Source organism: Streptomyces sp. NPDC007205, assembly GCF_040634095.1.
Lineage (GTDB): Bacteria > Actinomycetota > Actinomycetes > Streptomycetales > Streptomycetaceae > Streptomyces.
On record NZ_JBEYEW010000023.1, the window covers coordinates 80,983 to 99,398 of the forward strand.

Here is an 18,416-nt window from a genome sequence, read left to right on the forward strand (position 1 = left end):
AGCACGCCTGCCCAGTGTGACGGCCGGGATGCGGGAGAGGTTGTGCCGGATTCGCACCTGTTACCCGGTTGCGTCGCCGCCGTCATCAGTTGGCGGTGGTCGCGCTGCTGCTCCAGTCGCCGCCGTTCGCCGGGCAGGAGCTGCCGCTCGGCGGCAGGGTGCCGTAGAGCAGGAAGTCGTCGACCTTCCGGTGGACGCACCTGGACGAGCCGTACCCGGTGTGGCCGTCGCCCTTGTTGTCGAGCACCACGGCCGACGGGCCGAGCCGCGCGGCCGTCTCCACGGTCCACCGGTACGGCGTCGCCGGGTCGCCGCGCGTGCCCACGAGCAGCATCTTCGCCGAGTGGACGTCCTTCACCCGGTCGCGGATGAAGTCGGTGCCCTTGGGCCGGCCGTAACACATGAGCAGCTGGGCGAGCCGGTAACGGCCGAAGACCGGCGAGGCCTCCTCGTACGCCGGCCCCAGGTTCCTGAGGTCCTGGGTGAGCCGGTCCGCGTCGGGCCGGTCGGGGTCGTCCGCGCAGTCGACCGCCATCAGCGCGGACGCCAGGTTGTCGGACGGAACGTTCTGCGGATCGACGAGACCGCCGTTCTCCGCGTGTTTCCCGGGGTCTTTACCGGGGTGTTTGCCGCGGGGCGGAGCGGCGCCGCCGTCGGCGAAGTTCAGCACGCCACGCGTGTCACCGTCCTCCGTCAGCGAGGCCAGGGCGCGCTCCAGGGCGGGCCACAGCTCCTTGCTGTACAGGGCCTGGCCGATGGCGCCCACCAGGTCCTGTCCTGAGAACGTGCCGCCGAAGTCCATCGGGACCGGGTTCTCGTCGAGCGAGTGGACCAGCCCGGTCACCTGGTCTCCGGCCGCGCGCCGGTCCTGGCCGAACGGACAGGCGACGTCCGTCGTACACCAGTCCAGGAAATCGTCCAGCGCGGTCTGCTCCCCCTGCGCGCCGGCCACCCCCTGCTCGGCCAGCGACTCGGTCAGGGTGTCCACGCCGTCCAGGACGAGCCGGCCGACCTTGTCCGGGAACTGTGCCGCGTACACCGCGCCGAGCCGCGTGCCGTAGGAGAAACCGAGATAGTTGAGCTTCTTGTCGCCGAGGGCCTGGCGGATGACGTCCAGGTCGCGGGAGGCGTTCACGGTGCCGATGTGCTGCAGCACCGGGCCGGAGTGCCGGGCGCACTCGTCGGCGGCCTTCCGCAACTTCGTGAGCAGCGCCCGCGGATGGGCGAGGTCGGCGTGGCCGCCCGTCGCGGCCGCGGCCTCGTCGCTGCCCTCGCCGCAGCTGACGGGGGAGGACCGGCCGACGCCGCGCGGGTCGAAGGTGACCACGTCGTAGCCGTTGGTCAGGTCCATGTACTCCTTGCCGCCGGAAGCGAGTTCGGGTATGCCCGCACCGCCCGGACCACCGAAGTTCAGCAGCACCGAGCCCTGCGACTTCCCGGTCGCCCGATAGCGGGCCAGGGCCAGGTCGAGGGTGCCCGCGCGGGGGCGGGCGTAGTCGAGCGGCACGGTGACCTTCCCGCACTGGAGGTCCTTCGGCATGTCCGGGCCCTTGCAGGCCGCCCATGTGACCTTCTGCCGGTAGAACCGGGACAGGTCGGGCTGCGGCTGCGGCCGGTCGGTGCCGGCCCGGGGGAGCCCGGCTCCGAGGAGTGCCAGGGCGAGGGCCCCGGCGCCCGCGCAACGCCGCACGGCGGGCCGTCTGGACAGCTTGGCCAGCATCGAATCGCCTCCCGGGACGCCTGTCGCGGACCGGGGGCCGGCGCCCTCGACTCACCATAAGCGGGCTCCGCAGGGCCCGCCTCCGGACGAGCGGGACGGCGCCCGGTGCCGTACCCTTCGCGTCTGTTGGCGATCATTGAGCGGCTTTACATGCAGTTCGATAACAGTGTCGCTCGACGGGGTGAAAGACCGATAAGCCATAACTCGGATGGTTCGCCTGCGTTGTATGAGATGCGGGTGAGTGCCCGCGACGACGTCTGGAAAGCAGGGAACCTATGAGACGGGCTACCCGAAACGGTGTGATCGCCGTCGCCGCCGCCTCCGGGGCGATGGCCCTGGCGCTGCCGGTGTCCGCCGCCTTCGCGGCCGACGGCGCGGGCGCCGACGGCTCCGCGGCCGGCTCGCCCGGGCTGATCTCCGGAAACGGCATCCAGCTCCCGGTACACGTGCCGGTCAACGTGTGCGGCAACACCGCCAACGTGCTGGGGCTGCTCAATCCGGCCGCCGGCAACGCCTGCGCGAACCGCGGCACCGGCACGAGCGGGTCGTCCGCGTCGCGCGGGGCGTCCGCCCACGGTGGCGCGCAGGGCTCGCCCGGCGGGCTGTCCGGCAACGACATCCAGCTCCCCGTCGACCTGCCGGTCAACGTCAGCGGCAACAGCGTCAACGTGGTCGGAGTGGGCAACCCCGCCGAGGGCAACCAGTCCGTCAACGGCGAGGCGCCCGGCACCCCCCGCCGTCCGCGCACGCCGGCCCCGAAGCCACCCGCCACCACGAAGCACCGTCCCAGCCCGCGTGCACACCCCGTCACGCAGTCGGCGGCGCTGGCCCACACGGGAATGGACGTGACGGCCCCCGCCATCGCCGGCAGCGCCACGCTCCTCCTCGCGGGCACGGCCCTCTACCGCCGCTTCCGCTCCGGTCACACCAGCTGACCCGCCACCCCTGGAAAGGGCGGGCCCCACCGGACACCGGCCCGGTGGGGTCCGCACCTTCCAGCGGTGCCACAGAGGCGCGCTGACTTGCTCAAGTGACGGACGGCATGACGGCATACCCGAGCGACGGCGCCCTGCCACGCCCGGCGCGCCGGGCTCTCGTGGTGTACGCCGGCGGATTCCCGGTGGGCCTGTTCACCGCCGCGACGGCGTTCCCCCTGCGGAATGCGCTCACTCCTGAGCCGTCCGGTGCACACCGTGCTTCCGCCCGGCCGCGAGGTGACCACTGCCCTCGGCCGGCGGGAAGTCCTACGCGGCGAACGCGTCGACGCCGGTCAGTTCCGCCGACAGCTGCCACAACCGAGCCGCCTGCTCCGGGTCGATCGCCCAGTCCTTGACGCCGACGCGCTCGTCGCCCTCCGGCGTGAGTTCGGCGATGTCGCAGTCCTCCAGATAGACGCCACCGAGCCCGTCCAGCTGCGGCGAGGTCGCCGCCCACACCTGGGTGGCCGCACCCTGCGGCGGGGTCTTGAAGCCCTCGGGGTTGAGCACGTTGCCGTCCTCGTCGATCCACCCGCGCTCGATCATCTCCTCCTTGGGCAGGTGCCGTTGCAGCGGGGTGATGATGCCGCCGGGGTGCAGGGCGAAGGCGCGGACGCCGGCGTCGCGGCCTAGCTTGTCGAGCTGAACGGCGAACAGGACGTTGGCGGTCTTGGCCTGGCCGTAGGCCTCCCACTTGTCGTAGCCCTGCCGCCAGTGGATGTCGTCCCAGCGGATGCCGGAGAAGTGGTGGCCACGGGAGGAGACGGAGACGACTCGGGCACCGCCCGGCGCGATCGCGGGCCACAGACGGTTGACGAGGGCGAAGTGACCGAGGTGGTTGGTGGCGAACTGGGCCTCCCAGCCGGGCCCCACCCGCGTCTCCGGGCACGCCATGATCCCGGCGCTGTCGATCACGATGTCGATGTTCCGTCCGGAGGCGAGGAACCGCTCGGCGAAGCCGCGCACGCTCTCCAGGTCGCCGAGGTCCAGCTCGTCCAGTTCGACCCCGGGGATGCCGGCCAGCGCCTGTTCGGCAGTGGCCGGGCGCCGGGCGGGCACGACCACGTGGGCGCCGGCCTTGGCGAGCGCGCGGGTGGTCTCCAGGCCGATGCCCGAGTAACCGCCCGTGACCAGGGCGAGCTTTCCGGTCAGGTCGATGCCCCGCAGGACGTCGTCGGCGGTGCTGGTGGCGCCGAAACCGGATCCGATCCTGTGCTGTGCAGTGCTCATGCGCGAACGCTACGAATTGGAGTGTGCTCGAAGTCAAGCCGTGCCCGCCCAACGGCTGATCTTGCCGTGGCGCGGCCCCCGTTGATCCGGAAGGATGCGGTGCGGCAGTCCGGTCCCGACGAAATGGAGCGCACCGATGACCTCTGCGGCCCCCCACGACCTCGTCGTCACGCAGGCCACCCTCACCGACTGGCCGGTGATCGCCGGATGGGCGGCGGCGGAGGGCTGGAATCCCGGACTGTCCGACGGACCCGCGTTCTTCGCGCAGGACCCCTACGGGTTCTTCCTCGGCCGGATCGACGGGGAGCCGGTCTCGGCCATATCGGTCGTGAACTACGGCGCGGACTACGCCTTCCTGGGCTGCTACCTCGTCCGCCCCGACCTGCGCGGCCACGGCCACGGCCTCACCACCTGGAAGACCGCCCTCGCCCACGCCGGCGACCGTATTGTCGGCCTGGACGGCGTCGTCGCCCAGCAGGACAACTACCGCCAGTCCGGCTTCGAACTCGCGTACCGCACCATCCGGTTCACCGGCACCGCACCGCGGGGCGAGACACCCGCGGGCGTCCGTCCGGCCGGTCCCGCCGACCTCGCCGCGATCACCGCCTACGACAGCGCCTGCTCCCCGGCCGACCGTCCGCGCTTCCTCGCCGAGTGGCTCACCGGCCCCGGCCACCGGGCCTTCGTCCGCCACGACGGCGCCCGCCTCACCGGCTACGGCGTGCTCCGCCCCGGCCGGGACACCCTGCGCGTCGGACCCCTCTTCGCGGACACCGCCGACGACGCCCGCGCCCTCTTCGCCGCCCTCACGGCCGACGTCGCCGGACGCGAGGTCGCCATCGACGTGCCCGAGCCGAACGCGGCCGGCGTCGCGCTCGCCGAACAGGCCGGATTCCGGGCCTCGTTCGAGACCGCCCGCATGTACACCGGGCCCGTCCGCCCGCACGCCCAGGACCGCGTGTTCGGCGTCACCACGCTCGAACTCGGCTGACGCGCGGGGGCGGGGCCGCGTTCGACATACGGCTCCGCCGCGATGGGGGAGCGAGCAGCCGCGACGGCGCCGCGGACGGCCGACGGCACAGCGCGGCCCGCCGAGCGGAGCGCTACGGCACCGGCTCGGTCAGCGCCTCTTCCGCCGGGGCAACGGCGTGCCGCCGCGGTGGGAAGGCATACCGCCGGCCCGCCGCGACCGTCGCCAGCGCCAGGACGGCCGGTACCAGCGCGGTCCACGGCAAGGCCCCGGCGCCCAGCGCGTCCAAGGCCACACCGCCGGTGAGGGAACCGGCGGCGATGCCCGCGTTGTAGACCGTCGTCTGCAACGAGGTCGCCACATCGGACTCGGCCGGCCCCGAGACGTGGACCAGCGCGGTCTGGATCAGTGTCGGCGCCCCACCGAAGGCCACGCCCCACAGGGCCACCGCCCCGGCCAGCAGCACACGCGCCCGCGCGCCCAGGCCCAGCACCAGCAGCACCCCGGCGAACAGCGCGAGCGCAGCGAGCAGCGTGACGCGCGGATACCGGTCGATCAGCGCTCCGGTCACCCAGATCCCGGCCACCGTGGCCGCTCCGAACAGCGCGAGCAGCAGGCCCGTACGCCCGTACCCGGCATGCCGGGCGAACGGGGCGACGTAGGTGTACATGACCTGGTGTCCCACCAGAAGGAACAGGGTCACCGACAGCACCGGCCGGATCCCGGGGCGCAGCGCGACCCGGACGAGCGGCACGCGCGCGTGTGCCGGTTCGCCGGGGAAGCAGGGCAGCCGCAGCCGTATCCAGGCCACGAGCAACAGGGCGAGCACGGCCGGCGTCCCGAAGGCCGCCCGCCAGCCCACCGCCCCGGCGAGCGCGGTCCCCGCGGGCACTCCGAGGGCCAGGGCCACGGTGATGCCGGCGAGCACGATCGCGATGGCCCGCCCGCGCCGCTCGGCCGGCACCATCCGGGCCGCGTAACCGGCCAGCATCGCCCACAGCGTGCCGCCCATCGCACCGGCCAGCAGCCGCGCCACGAACGTGAGCGGGTACGACGACGACAGCGCCACCAGCGCGTTGCTGACGGCGAAACCCAGCAGGGCGCCGCACAGCACCGGCCGCCGTGGCAGCCCGCGCAGGGCCGCGGTGACCGGCACCGCGGCCAGGAAGGAGGCCGCCGCATAGGCGGTGACCAGGAAACCGATCCGGGACTCGGCGACCCCCAACGGGGCTGCCATCACGGGCAGCAGGCCCGCCGGCAGGAGTTCCGTGAGGACGGCGGTGAACGCGGCGCAGGACAGGGCCAGCAGCCCCGACCACGGCAGCGCACCACCCTTGACCTGGGAAGAAGTGGAGGACACGGTCATGCGACCATGGTCGGAGCCTGACATCAGTGTGAAGGTCAAGCAGGGAACGGGGAGGCAGACATGCGGATCGGTGAACTCTCACGCCGCACGGGTGTCCCCACCCGCCTGCTGCGCTACTACGGGGAACAGGATCTCCTCCACCCCGAACGTGCCGCCAACGGCTATCGCAGCTACCCGGAGTCCGCGGTCGCCGATGTCCAGCAGATCCGCGGCCTGCTGGACTCCGGCCTGACCACCGAGATGATCCGCGCGATCCTGCCGTACCTCTGCGGCCCCGGCGAACTCCACCCGCCCGCCGAGTGCGTGGCCCCCGAGACGGCCGCTCTGCTCCAGAGGCACATCCAGCGCATCCAGTCCCGCATCGACTGCCTGGCCCGCAACCGCGACCGGCTCAGCGCCTACCTGGCCGCCGTACTGCCGGACACCCGGTAATCGCCTTGCCCGGCCGGAGTGTCCCTGCTGAGCTGGGTTCATGGATCACTCGGCAGTGCTCGCCCGCTACGACCGTGACATGCGTGAGAACGCGACCCCCGACGGCCCCGGTGCCCGGATCGAGCGGGCCGGTGCGGTCGTGCGCCAGGTCGCGGACCCGTACGGGTGGAACGGCGTGCTCTGGTCCGACCTGGACCGGAGGAGTGCGGACCGGGTGATCCGGGAGCAGATCGCCCACTTCACCGGCCTCGGCCGCGACTTCGAATGGAAGCTCTACGGCCACGACCGGCCGGAGGATCTCGGCGCCCGGCTCGCCGCCGCCGGATTCCTGGCCGAGCCCGAGGAGACGCTGCTGATCGGCGAGACCGACCGGCTCGCCCTGGACGCCGAACCGCCCCCGGGCATCCGGATCGTGCGGGTCACCGACCCGGCCGGCGTCGACCTCGTCGTGGGCGTCCACGAGAAAGCGTTCGGCACCGACGGCACCCGGCTGCGGCACCGGCTGCTCGCCCGCCTGGCCGCCGACCCCGGCACGGTCGTCGCCGTGGTCGCCCTCGCCGGGGACGAGCCCGTCAGCGCCGCCCGGATGGAGCTGGTGCCCGGCACCCCGTTCGCCGGGCTGTGGGGCGGCGGCACCGTCGAGGCCTTCCGGGGCCGGGGCGTCTACCGAGCCCTGGTCGCCCACCGTGCCCGCGTCGCCGCCGCCCACGGCTGCCGCTACCTCCAGGTCGACGCCTCACCCATGAGCCGCCCGGTCCTCAAGCGCCTCGGCTTCCACGCGCTGAGCACCACGACCCCCTACGTGTACGGGAGTTGATGCCGGCGTCAGTGGCGTATCCGGGCCCGGTCCAGTGCCGCGACGCCGACCGCGGCCAGGGCGATCTGGATGAACCACTCGATCCAGTCGGGCCCCTTGGTGTTGGCGACGCCGAACCCGGCGGCGATGGCCGAGCCCAGCAGCGCGGCCACGATGCCGACCACGATGGTCCACAGAATGCCGATGTGCTGGCGTCCGGGGACGACCAGGCGCCCCAGCACGCCGATGACGAGCCCGATGACGATGGCGCTGATGATGCCCGAGATCTCCATGTCCACCCCTTTTCATCGTCCTTCCCGCTCATCATCTGCCCGCTGTGGGCGGAGCCAGTCCGCTCCGCTTATTGCCGGGACTTTCTGTTCATCCGGCCTTCATGCCATGTACCTTTCAATCAATCGACGCGTGTAGAACCCTCAAGCGGGTTCTACGCGCGCAGACTTGGCGCCCGCACCGCCTCTCCCCACCCCTCACGGAGGTTCGCCGGATGCTTCGATCCAGGAGATCCCGCCACAGACTCACCACCGCCCTGGCCGGTTTCGGGCTGCTCCTCACCGGAGCCGCCGTACAGGTCGGCAGCGGCACCGCCGCCCACGCGGCGACCACGCACCGCATCCTGTTCGACAACGCCCACGCAGAGACGGCCGGAAACGCCGACTGGATCATCTCCACCAGCCAGCCCGACCCGCTCGGCCAGGACTCCTCCCCGTCGGCCGAGACGGACTGGACCGGTGCCCTGTCCTCCTGGGGCGTGGCGCTGCAGAAGACCGGTGACTACAGCCTGAAGACGCTGCCCTCGGGCTCCGGCCTCAGCTACGGCGGCTCGTCCTCGACCGATCTGTCGAACTTCGACACGCTGGTCCTGCCGGAGCCGAACACGCTGTTCACGAGCGCCGAGAAGACGGCGATCATGAACTTCGTGAAGAACGGCGGCGGTCTGTTCATGATCTCCGACCACACCGGCTCCGACCGCAACAACGACGGAGCCGACGCGGTCAAGATCCTCAACGACCTGATGACCAACAACAGCGTCGACTCCACCGACCCGTTCGGTTTCTCGATCGACTCGCTGAACATCACCTCCGGCTACCCGGCGGCGATCAGCGACAGCACCGACCCGGTCCTGCACGGCTCCTTCGGCACCGTCACCAAGAGCCTGATCGCCAACGGCACCACCGCCACCCTGAAGCCCGCCGACAACTCCTCCGTCAAGGGCCTGCTCTACCGCAGCGGTTACTCCGGCAGCACCGGGGCCTTCTTCCTCACCAGCACCTTCGGCAGCGGCCGGGTCGCCTTCTGGGGCGACAGCTCCCCGATCGACGACGGCACCGGCCAGTCCGGCAACACCCTGTACGACGGCTGGAACGACTCCGGCGCCACCAACGCGGCCCTCGCCCTCAACGCCACCGCCTGGCTGGCCGGTTCGGGCACCAGCAGCGGCGGCGGAGGCGGAGGCGGCGGCACCGGCAGCTGCACGGCCGCCCAGCTCCTCGGCAACAGCGGCTTCGAGTCGGGCAACAGCACGTGGAGCGCCACCAGCGGAGTCATCACCGACTCCACCGGTGAGCCGGCCCGTTCGGGCTCGTACTACGCCTGGCTCGACGGCAACGGCACCGCCACCACCGACACCCTCTCCCAGACGGTGACGATTCCGTCCGCCTGCACGTCGGCGAAGCTCAGCTTCTCTCTGCACGTCGACACGGCCGAGACCACGACCAGCACGGCCTACGACACCCTCAAGGTCCAGGTGCTGAACGGCTCCGGCACGGTCCTGGGCACCCTGGCGACGTACTCGAACCTCAACGCGGCCTCCGGCTACACCCAGGGCAGCTTCGACCTCAGCGGCTACGCCGGGCAGACCGTCACCCTGAAGTTCACCGGCACCGAGGGCTCCAAGTACCAGACCTCGTTCGTCGTGGACGACACCGCGCTGGACGTCAGCTGAACCGGCCGGGGGCGGGCCGCGTGGGGCCGCCCCCGTTCCGTCACGCCGCCGGTACGGTCCGCTCCGGCGTGTTCCAGCCGGATACCCGCACAGCCGGCGCCGAGCCGTGCAGATCGGCTGTCCGACAGGTGGCGGTCAGCGTCACCGACTCGCCCGGCCACAGGCTCACCTCGTTGTCCGACCAGCGCACCGGCAGCACCGGCTTGCCCTGCCCGTCCACGAGGTGCACGTCCGTCAGCAGCGCCGGAGTCCTCCCGCTGCCCGTGTTCCGCAAGGTGACCGCCGTGGTCGAGGTGCCCTCCGACGACTCGGTGGCCGCTGTCGCCGACACCGGTACCCGCGCCATCGAGGCGAGCCCCTTGAGGTCGGCGTAGCTCGTCGTCGGCGTGTAGTACCAGGTGGTGCCGTTCCAGTCGAGGGTGTCGGGCCGGGTGGAGAGCCAGTACACGTTCCGGCTCACCTCCTTGCCGTCCGCGCCCGTCAGGACCAGCCGGAGCAGATACGTCGACGACAGTCCGCTCACCGAGGACGGCAGGGTGAGGGCGGTGCCGTGGGCCCCGTCGCCGCTCACCTTCAGCCCGCTGACGGTCTTGTCGTACCTCTGCGTGCCGTCGGGATCGAAGAGCGTGGCACGCGCGGTGAGTCCGCTCGCCGCGGTGTGCCGATGGTTGACGACGACGACCGAGCGGTTGTCGTAGGAGTACTGGACATGCAGCGGCTCGTTCGCCTTCTTCGCGCCGAAGTAGGCTCCGCCCTGATCCAGGTAACGGTCCGTCAGCTGCCAGTGCAGGGAGGTCCAGCCGCTGTTGAACATCCAGTGGATGACCCCGGTCGAGGGCTTGGCGGAGTCCGTGGCGTTGCGGTCGTACGCCTCGAACTGGGCGCGGACGTTCTCGTACTGGGCCAGCTGGGCCTTGCGCACATAGTCGGCGAGGCTCGTGGGGGCGCCGTAGCGGCCGCTGAGGGCGGCGTCGTAGATCTTGAGCGTGCCGAAGACCGGGGACGGCGAGCGGTGGTACTGCCTGGCGTCCGGGTCCTTCCAGAGGGTGTCCAGTTCGGCGGGGGTCATCATCCGGCGCAGGGTGTCGAGGGTGGGGATGCTCGGGCCCGCGCTGGTCTCGGAGTTGAAACCGGTGGCCCCGCCCTCGCGTTTGGCGTACCAGTAGGCGGGCGGTACCCAGTCGTACGGCCCGGTCATCTTCATGCCAGAGCCGCCGAGCTGGGGCGAGGGCTTCTCGGAGGCGGCGGAGACCACCGGAAGGGTCCAGTCGGCGGCCTTCAGGACGTCCAGGTAGGTCTTCTCGATCCTCGCGTCGGGGGCGAAGTCGCTGCCGATCAGGAAGGAGATCACGCTCGGGTGGCCGCGCAGCCGGGCGGCCTCGGCGGCCATGGACGCCTGCGCCACGGGGTAGTCGGCGTCGGTCCACTTGTCCCCGGTCTCGCCGCCGTTGACCTGGCCCTCCCACTTGTCGCAGCACTCCCAGCCGGGAAGGGTGAGCAGGCCGTAGCGGTCGGCCAGGTCGAAGAACTCGTCCGGCTCCAGGTGTCCTTCCAGACGGATCGTGTTCAGGCCCAGGTCGAGGGCGTACCGCAGCCGGTCCTCGACATAGGTGCGGTCCCAGCGCAGGAACTCGTCCGGGGACCAGCCGCCGCCCTTGATCAGCAGCTTGCGGCCGTTGATCCGGTACTGGCGTGCGCCGTCGGCGTTCAGGGGCGCCCGGACGTCACGGATGCCGAAGGTCTCGTGCGCGGTGTCCGAGGTCGTACCGGCGACGGACGCGGTGAGGTCGAGGTCGTACAGCGGCTGCCCGCCCATCCCGGCCGGCCACCACACCTTCGGCGAGGTGAGACGCAGGCCCGGGGTGTCGGCGGGGGAGAAGGTGACGGTCTTCGTCTCGTGGGCGGCGAGCGGCACCTGCCGGGTGAACGTCGTCGCGCCGATGCGTCCGGTGACCTCGGCGGTGACCGCGGCGCCGGTGTCGTTGCGGGCCTGCGCCTTCACCGTCAGGTCGGCGGACGCGAGCGACGGCACGGCCAGCTCGGTCACGACATGCGCGTCGCGCAACGCCACCGGGCCGCTTCTGCGGACCACGACGTCCCGGACGATCCCCATGTTCCGGTCGGCCGGCGGCTGGAGCCAGTCGATCCAGCCCATGGTGAGGTTCTTGGTCGGGTCGTTGGGCTGGACGCGGAAGGCGACCGTGTTGGTGCCGGACCGGATCAGCGAGGTGACGTCCAGCTCGTGGCGCGGGTAGGCGCCGGTGACGTCCGCGGCCTTCGCCACCCGGTGGCCGTTGACATAGACGTCGGCCGCCGAGATCACCCCGCTGAAGTCGAGGAAGGTGCGCCGGGTGGTGTCCTCGACGGTGAAGTCGGAGCGGTACCACCAGGGGACCTGGAAGTCCGCCTTCGCGATCTTCTGCTGGTTGGTGGAGTAGAACGGATCGGCGTACACGCCGTCGGTGAGCAGGGCGGCCAGGACCGTCGAACGGGGGCCTGCCGGAAACCAGCCCTTGGCCGGATAGCCGGGGGAGGAGACGGCCGCCGGTGAGTCGCTCACCTTCGCCGAGGACTGGATGGCGTATCCGCCGAGCGGGGTGCCGGTGCCGGCCGCCGAAGGGACGCGGGTGGCCGGGGCGGGCCCGTGCGGCGGCGCCGGATGCCGGGCGCCGGCCCAGGCACCGCTGGTCAGGGAGCCGAGCAGGCCGAGGACCAGTGCGGTGACGGCGTACCGGCGGGCGGGGACGGGGCGAGGGAACATGGCAGCAGCACCGGCCTCGTAAAGTTAGGAAACTTTACTAACGCGCCTCAAGCTAGGACGCCGCGCGGGCCGTGTCAACGACCGTGGCCATGGTAGGCCTTGACGGGGTCAGCTTCCGGCCGCCCGGCGCTCGAACACCAGGTCGCGGGTCGTGTCCAGGGCCGTGGCGACCGCGCCGAGCAGCACCGCGTCCTCACCGAGCCGGCTCGGCGCGATCCGCGGGCGCAGCGGGGTGAGGGCGCGCACATGCTCCCGGACCGGGCGCAGCAGCAGGTCGACGCTGTGGCCGACGCCACCGCCGAGCACCACCAGGTCCGGGTCGAGCACGGCGGCGGCCGCCGCCACGGTGTGCGCGATCCGCTCGCCCTCCAGCTCCACCGCCCGCGCGGCAGCCGGATGACCCCGCCGGGCCGCGTCGAAGACCGCCTTCGCCGTCAGCTGCCCGCTCATCCCGAACTCCCGGGCCGCCTCCACCACGGCCACCCCGGACACCGCGTCCTCCAGCCGCTCCGGCTTCTGCCGGCCCGGCCAGGGCAGGAAGCCGATCTCGCCGGCCAGTCCGTGCGCCCCGGTGAACAGCCGCCCCTCGCTGACGACGCCCATGCCGAGTCCGGTGCCGATCAGGATGTACGCGAACAGCCGGCTGCCCGTGCCGACGCCGTACGTGTACTCGCCCAGTGCGGCGAGATTGGCGTCGTTGTGCACCTCCAGCGGTACGCCCAGCTCCTCGCGCAGCCGGTCGACGAGCCCCGGCCGCCCCCAGCCGGGCAGATGCATCGCGTACCGCACCCGCCGCTGCTCCGCGTCGTAGACGCCGGGCGTGCCGACCACTCCGTGCACCACCTCGGCCGGGTCCACACCCGAATTGGCGATCACCTGGCGGGCGGTGCCCACGACCAGGTCGGCCAGCGCCGCGGAGGCGCGGGCCCGGTTGCGTACGTCGGACCGGGCGACGACCGTGCCGTCCAGGTCGGCCACCGCCACCCGCAGCCAGCCCCGGCCGATGTCCACGCCGAGCGCGTACCCGGCGGCCGGGTCGGGGGCGTAGAGCACCGCGGTGCGTCCGCGCTCCGGGGCGTGGGTGCCGACCTCGTGCACCAGGCCGGCCGTCTCCAGCGAGGCAAGCGCGCTGGAGACCGTCGGCTTCGACAGGCCGGTCTCCCGGGCGAGTTGGGCGCGCGAGGCGGCGCCGAGGGCGCGCAGCCGGTTCAGCAGCAGCCGCTCGTTGGTACTGCGCAGCCGCCGGCGGCTCCAGGGCTGTTCCTGTTGCTCTTCGACGTCACTGGCGGTCATCGGACCATTCTCAGGTATTCCCGGCGCATACTTGACGCCCCTAGTAAGGCTCCTTAACTTTATCGGCCAGTCAGCCCGCCGGGTGCCGCCGAGGCCGCCCGTGGCGTCAGGAGTCCCCATGTCCGGTAGTCCGCCACCCACGGGTGGTTTTGTCCGCCGTGTCGGCCTGTTCCAGGCCACGGCCATCAACATGAGCCAGATGTGCGGCATCGGCCCGTTCGTCACGATCCCGCTGATGGTCACCGCCTTCGGCGGCCCCCAGGCGGTCATCGGCTTCGTCGCGGGCGCCGTCCTCGCGCTGTGCGACGGACTGGTCTGGGCCGAGCTCGGCGCCTCGATGCCCGGCTCCGGCGGCAGTTACGTCTATCTGCGCCAGGCCTTCCAGTACCGCACGGGCCGGCTGATGCCGTTCCTGTTCGTGTGGACGGCGATGCTCTTCATCCCGCTGATCATGTCCACGGGCGTGGTCGGCTTCGTGCAGTACCTGGGCTACCTGGCCCCGGGACTCGGGCGGACGGCGGGCGACCTGACCGGCCTCGGCGTCATCGCCCTGGTCGTGCTCCTGCTGTGGCGCGGCATCGAGCACATCGCCCGGATCACCACCGTGATGTGGGCCGTGATGATCGCCTCGGTGCTGCTGGTGATCGTCGCCGCGGCCACCGACTTCAGCCCGCACCTGGCCTTCACCTACCCGTCGGGCGCCTTCGACCTGACCGGCGACCGCTTCTGGCTCGGCTTCGCCGCGGGCCTGACCATCGGCATCTACGACTACCTCGGCTACAACACCACCGCGTACATGGGCGCCGAGATCAAGGACCCCGGCCGGACGCTCCCGCGCTCGATCCTGTTCTCCACCCTCGGCATCATGGCGATCTACCTGCTGCTGCAGATCGGCACCCTCGGCGTCGTCGACTGGCAGCGGATGACCGACCCGCACGACATCGCCTCCACCTCGGTCGCCTCGGCGGTGCTGGAGAAGACCTGGGGCAAGGGCGCCGCCGACACGGTCACGGTACTGATCCTGGTCACGGCCTTCGCCTCGGTCTTCACCGGCCTGCTCGGCGGTTCCCGGGTGCCCTACGACGCCGCCCGTGACCGCGTCTTCTTCCGGCCGTACGAGAAGCTGCACCCGCGGCACCGCTTCCCCATGCTGGGCCTGGCGACCATGGGCGTGATCACCGCGGTCGGCTTCCTGATCGGCCGCCACACCGACCTCGCCACCCTGATCCAGCTGCTGACCACGGTGATGGTGATCGTCCAGGCACTCGCCCAGATCGTGGCGCTCAGCGTGCTGCGCCGGCGCCGGCCGGACCTGCGCCGCCCCTACCGGATGTGGCTCTACCCCCTGCCGAGCATCGTCGCGTTCGCCGGCTGGTGCGTGATCTACGGCTACGCCGACAAGAACTCCCCGGGCCGCCACCCCATCGAGTGGTCGCTGGCCTGGCTGGCCCTCGGCTGTGCGGCCTTCGTCGTCTGGGCGTGGCTGGAGAAGGTGTGGCCGTTCGGCGAAAGGGAGATCGCCGAGGAGTACAAGGCCCTTGAGATGAGCTAGAGTTACGGCAGTCTTCGTGAGCCTCCCCGGACCGGACTCCATGTCCGCCGGGGAGGCTGCGTTTATGACCCGGACATTCCCGGCGGACGTGACCGTCCGCCCCGCGACCCCAGAGGACCGGCCCACCGTCGAACGGCTGTGGCTGTTGTTCCGCCACGACCTGTCCGAGTTCGGGGGCACCCTGCCGGGCCCGGACGGCACCTTCCGCAGCGAGCGCGTCGAGTACGCCTTCACCCGGCCGGGCTGGGCACCGTACCTGTTCCTGAAGGACGAGCATCCGGCCGGCTTCGCGTTCGTGCGCGGGCTGGACGGACCGGTGCGGGTGCTGAACAGCTTCTTCGTCGTGCGCGGCGCACGGCGGCGTGGTGTCGGCACGCGCCTCGCGCAGGACGTGCTGCGCCGGCATCCCGGCACCTGGGAGATCGCCTTCCAGGACACCAACCCGGCCGCCGTACGTTTCTGGCCGCGCGTCGCCCGGGAGCTGGCCGCGGAGGCCTGGACACGTGAGCTGCGGCCGGTGCCGGACCGGCCCGAGCTGCCCCCGGACGTGTGGCTCTCGCTCGCCGTGACCGACGGTGCGCAGCGGGGCTCCTTGGCATGCAAGTAAGTCGCTGCTGGAGACCGGCCGCACGCTGCCGCAGGAGCCCTGGCTGGTGCCGGGACGCTGAGTGGGCACGGCGGAGGCCGGTCCGCCCGGGCGGACCGGCCTCACCTCATGCGTGTCTTCCGTGTCTTCCGTGTCTTCCTTTCCTCGCCGTCCCCGGCTACGGCCTGGGGGTGCTCCTCGCCGCCGTACCGGCACAGACGAGTCCGAGCACGAGCGCGAGTGCGCCGATGACGACGTTGTTGATGATCACGCCCGCGTCCGGGCCGCTGCCCACGATCCAGGGGGCGATGATCATCCAGATGCCCATGGCGCACATGGCCCAGCTGAGGCCGTACATCCGCTCGGGGGCCCGGGTGAATCCCAGTGCCAGCAGCCCTATCGCGATACCGATGATCAGGTTGTGGGTCATGAGGGCGGGCTGGCTCGCCGTGTAGTGGACTATCCACGGCGATGCCGCGCAGTAGAGACCGAGCAGGAAGACCGGCCCGTCCACCAGCGCCACATCACGACCGCCGAGCATGCGGGCGTAGCGGTCCCGCATTTCGGAGACATCGGGGTGGGTTGTCATATCACCCCTGTGCAGGTTGGCCATGACTCGTCTCCTTTGACTTCGCAGGCCAGACCGCCACTGGTGCGGTGTGCGGATATCCCGGTATGTTCCCAGTTTGCTCTTATTTATTCTTTATGTGTAGACCCGCATCGGGTGACATGCCGGGACTGACACAGGGCAGCCGAAGGAGTACGGGACGTACGATCAGTCCGGCTCGCGATCTCGGAGGTGACCGACCGTCATGGATGCGAAGGTGCTGGAGCGGTTCCCCGCCGGGGCCCCACGCGGATCCTGGCCCGCGGAGGAGTACGCGGCCGCGCGCCGTGCCGCAGGCGAGCGGGTGACCGTGGTGATGGACCTGGACTCCGACGCCTTCCTCGTCCTGGCCGAGGCGCAGGACGACGACGGCCAGACCTGAGCCGGGCCCCGGGCGTCAGGCCGCCACCTGAGCCGGGCTCCGGGCGTCAGGCCGCCGTCAGTTCCCGTGTCCGGCGTACGAAGGCCGCGTGCAGTCCCGGACCGCCCGCGGCACCGACTCCGCTCGCCGGCGCTGAAACATCAGCAGCATCCGGGCGGTGTCGTAGTCGATCGGCCGGCAGGCGATCGTGCCGACGCGCACCATGCGGTCGATGCGATGATCCGCGATACGAGACCGGTCGGGATTTCCTTGACGGTCATCCCCGGCGGCTGCCACGATCACCGGCATGACGATGCGACTGGACCTCACGCGGCGACGCCATGTCGACCTCGCGCGTGTTTCCAGTGCCTCCTGTTGCGCCGCGGCCTGATCGCCCGCCTCCTCCGCCGCTCCCCGCTCCGTTCCGGGACCGCCTGAATTCGACCGCGCCCCGGTGCCGGCGGCGGCGAGCCGACCCCATGACCGGCCGAGGCCGCGGTGGACGTGAGCCCTCTGTACGACGTGGGCCGCTCCCGCTCTGCGCTGAACTCCCCGCCGGCGGATCCAGCACATCGGCCGGTACGTGCTGAACGGAACCCGGCCGCCCCGGCACGGTCTGCTCCCACGGACACTCGCGATCGGAGACCCCCTGTGTCCCTCACCTTCCACTGGTTCCTGCCCACCAACGGCGACAGCCGTCATGTCGTCGGCGGCGGCCACGGCACCCCGGCCACCGCCTCCGGCCGGGACCGGCCCCCGACGGTCGCCTATCTGAGCCAGATCGCCCGGGCCGCCGAGGACCTCGGCTTCGTCGGCGCGCTCACCCCGACCGGTGCCTGGTGCGAGGACGCGTGGCTGACCACCGCGATGGTCAGCCAGAACTCCGAGCGGCTGAAGTTCCTGGTCGCCTTCCGGCCCGGCTCCGTCTCGCCCACGCTCGCCGCGCAGATGGCGTCCACCTTCCAGCGGCACACCGGCGGACGGCTGCTGCTCAACGTCGTCACCGGCGGCGAGAGCCGCGAGCAGCGGGCCTACGGCGACTTCCTCGACAAGGACGCCCGCTACCGCCGTACCGGCGAATTCCTGCACATCGTCCGTGACTTGTGGGACGGCAAGAGCGTCGACCTGCACGGGGAACACCTCAAGGTCGAGGAGGCACAGCTCAGCCGGGTGCCCGATCCGGTGCCCGAGGTGTACTTCGGTGGCTCCTCGCCCGCCGCCGGCGAGGTCGCGGCCCGGTACGCGGACGTGTACCTCACCTGGGGCGAGCCGCCCGCGCAGGTCGCCGAGAAGGTCGCCTGGATCCGGAAGCTCGCCGCGGGACACGGCCGTACCCCGCGCTTCGGGATCCGGCTGCACGTGATCACCCGGGACACCTCCGAGCAGGCCTGGGCGGAGGCCGGCCGGCTGCTCGACGGCTTCGACCCGGAGACCGTACGGGCCGTCCAGGCGGGCCTCGCCCGCAGCGAGTCGGAGGGGCAGCAGCGCATGCTCGCCCTGCACGGCGGCAGCCGCGAGAGCCTGGAGATCCACCCCAACCTCTGGGCCGGGATCGGCCTGGTGCGCGGGGGCGCGGGCACCGCCCTGGTCGGCAGCCACGAGGAGGTCGCCGAGCGGATCAAGGAGTACCACGCCCTCGGCATCGACGAGTTCGTCCTCTCCGGCTATCCGCACCTGGAGGAGGCGTACTGGTTCGGCGAGGGCGTGCTGCCCCGGCTCGCCGGGCAGGGGCTGTGGACGCATCCCGGCGGTACGACGCCCGCCGTCTGCGCCCAGGTGCCGTTCGCGAGCTGACCAAACGG

General features: G+C 71.6%; 18 protein-coding genes. 10 read left to right on the forward strand and 8 right to left on the reverse strand.

Going from position 1 to position 18,416, the window contains the following annotated elements:
• Positions 1-85: 85 nt before the first annotated feature.
• Positions 86-1,720, reverse strand: a complete 1,635-nt coding sequence (locus ABZ624_RS30045; RefSeq protein ID WP_360095727.1) for an alpha/beta hydrolase — start codon at positions 1,718-1,720, stop codon at positions 86-88.
• A 275-nt stretch (positions 1,721-1,995) separates the two neighbouring features.
• Between ABZ624_RS30045 and ABZ624_RS30050 the strand changes: the two genes are divergently transcribed.
• Entirely contained in the window at positions 1,996-2,655 is a 660-nt protein-coding gene (locus ABZ624_RS30050; protein WP_360095730.1) for a chaplin, read from the forward strand.
• 309 nt (positions 2,656-2,964) lie between these two features.
• On the opposite strand, the gene ABZ624_RS30055 is transcribed toward ABZ624_RS30050, so the two are convergent.
• Positions 2,965-3,927, reverse strand: a complete 963-nt coding sequence (locus ABZ624_RS30055; RefSeq protein ID WP_360095733.1) for an SDR family NAD(P)-dependent oxidoreductase — start codon at positions 3,925-3,927, stop codon at positions 2,965-2,967.
• 136 nt (positions 3,928-4,063) lie between these two features.
• On the opposite strand from ABZ624_RS30055, the gene ABZ624_RS30060 reads away from it, so the two are divergent.
• Positions 4,064-4,918 carry a GNAT family N-acetyltransferase gene (locus ABZ624_RS30060; RefSeq protein WP_360095736.1) on the forward strand — a complete coding sequence of 285 codons (855 nt, stop codon included), beginning with the start codon at positions 4,064-4,066 and terminating at the stop codon, positions 4,916-4,918.
• Positions 4,919-5,030: 112 nt separating this feature from the next.
• On the opposite strand, the gene ABZ624_RS30065 is transcribed toward ABZ624_RS30060, so the two are convergent.
• On the reverse strand, positions 5,031-6,263 hold the full coding sequence (locus ABZ624_RS30065) for an MFS transporter (protein WP_360095739.1): 1,233 nt from the start codon (positions 6,261-6,263) through the stop codon (positions 5,031-5,033).
• A gap of 60 nt (positions 6,264-6,323) precedes the next feature.
• Between ABZ624_RS30065 and ABZ624_RS30070 the strand changes: the two genes are divergently transcribed.
• Both ABZ624_RS30070 and ABZ624_RS30075 read left to right on the forward strand, forming a co-directional pair.
• Positions 6,324-6,695: a MerR family transcriptional regulator gene (locus ABZ624_RS30070; protein WP_360095742.1), complete on the forward strand. Its 372-nt coding sequence runs from the start codon at positions 6,324-6,326 to the stop codon at positions 6,693-6,695.
• A 40-nt stretch (positions 6,696-6,735) separates the two neighbouring features.
• Complete coding sequence (locus tag ABZ624_RS30075; protein WP_360095745.1) at positions 6,736-7,512, forward strand: GNAT family N-acetyltransferase; 777 nt, start codon at positions 6,736-6,738, stop codon at positions 7,510-7,512.
• An 8-nt stretch (positions 7,513-7,520) separates the two neighbouring features.
• Here the strand turns inward: ABZ624_RS30075 and ABZ624_RS30080 are convergent, their stop codons facing one another.
• The gene (locus tag ABZ624_RS30080; protein ID WP_360095748.1) at positions 7,521-7,784 is read right to left on the reverse strand and encodes a GlsB/YeaQ/YmgE family stress response membrane protein; all 264 of its coding nucleotides are present in this window, start codon (positions 7,782-7,784) and stop codon (positions 7,521-7,523) included.
• A gap of 212 nt (positions 7,785-7,996) precedes the next feature.
• On the opposite strand from ABZ624_RS30080, the gene ABZ624_RS30085 reads away from it, so the two are divergent.
• Positions 7,997-9,454 (forward strand): hydrolase, encoded by a 1,458-nt coding sequence (locus ABZ624_RS30085; protein ID WP_360095751.1) that lies wholly within the window; start codon positions 7,997-7,999, stop codon positions 9,452-9,454.
• A 40-nt stretch (positions 9,455-9,494) separates the two neighbouring features.
• Here ABZ624_RS30085 and ABZ624_RS30090 read toward each other — a convergent pair whose 3' ends face one another.
• Positions 9,495-12,215 carry a sugar-binding domain-containing protein gene (locus ABZ624_RS30090; RefSeq protein WP_360095754.1) on the reverse strand — a complete coding sequence of 907 codons (2,721 nt, stop codon included), beginning with the start codon at positions 12,213-12,215 and terminating at the stop codon, positions 9,495-9,497.
• Between the two features lie 108 nt (positions 12,216-12,323).
• Entirely contained in the window at positions 12,324-13,508 is a 1,185-nt protein-coding gene (locus ABZ624_RS30095) for an ROK family transcriptional regulator (protein WP_360095757.1), read from the reverse strand.
• Between the two features lie 118 nt (positions 13,509-13,626).
• Here ABZ624_RS30095 and ABZ624_RS30100 point away from each other — a divergent pair, with 118 nt between their 5' ends.
• Together ABZ624_RS30100 and ABZ624_RS30105 are read left to right on the forward strand one after the other, a co-directional pair.
• Positions 13,627-15,060, forward strand: a complete 1,434-nt coding sequence (locus ABZ624_RS30100; protein ID WP_360095760.1) for an APC family permease — start codon at positions 13,627-13,629, stop codon at positions 15,058-15,060.
• 64 nt (positions 15,061-15,124) lie between these two features.
• Complete coding sequence (locus tag ABZ624_RS30105; RefSeq protein ID WP_360095763.1) at positions 15,125-15,667, forward strand: GNAT family N-acetyltransferase; 543 nt, start codon at positions 15,125-15,127, stop codon at positions 15,665-15,667.
• A gap of 157 nt (positions 15,668-15,824) precedes the next feature.
• On the opposite strand, the gene ABZ624_RS30110 is transcribed toward ABZ624_RS30105, so the two are convergent.
• Positions 15,825-16,259, reverse strand: coding sequence for an SPW repeat protein (locus ABZ624_RS30110; RefSeq protein WP_351249134.1), 435 nt, complete (start codon positions 16,257-16,259; stop codon positions 15,825-15,827).
• A 199-nt stretch (positions 16,260-16,458) separates the two neighbouring features.
• Between ABZ624_RS30110 and ABZ624_RS30115 the strand changes: the two genes are divergently transcribed.
• A complete protein-coding gene (locus ABZ624_RS30115; protein ID WP_360095766.1) occupies positions 16,459-16,635 on the forward strand; it encodes a hypothetical protein in 177 nt (58 codons plus the stop codon).
• A gap of 57 nt (positions 16,636-16,692) precedes the next feature.
• Here the strand turns inward: ABZ624_RS30115 and ABZ624_RS30120 are convergent, their stop codons facing one another.
• The gene (locus ABZ624_RS30120) at positions 16,693-16,944 is read right to left on the reverse strand and encodes a hypothetical protein (protein ID WP_360095769.1); all 252 of its coding nucleotides are present in this window, start codon (positions 16,942-16,944) and stop codon (positions 16,693-16,695) included.
• Here ABZ624_RS30120 and ABZ624_RS30125 point away from each other — a divergent pair.
• Together ABZ624_RS30125 and ABZ624_RS30130 are read left to right on the forward strand one after the other, a co-directional pair.
• Positions 16,928-17,005, forward strand: coding sequence for a putative leader peptide (locus ABZ624_RS30125; RefSeq protein WP_350786652.1), 78 nt, complete (start codon positions 16,928-16,930; stop codon positions 17,003-17,005). The two genes, ABZ624_RS30120 and ABZ624_RS30125, sit on opposite strands and share 17 nt — an antisense overlap.
• A gap of 260 nt (positions 17,006-17,265) precedes the next feature.
• On the forward strand, positions 17,266-18,408 hold the full coding sequence (locus tag ABZ624_RS30130) for an LLM class flavin-dependent oxidoreductase (protein ID WP_360095772.1): 1,143 nt from the start codon (positions 17,266-17,268) through the stop codon (positions 18,406-18,408).
• Positions 18,409-18,416: the final 8 nt, after the last annotated feature.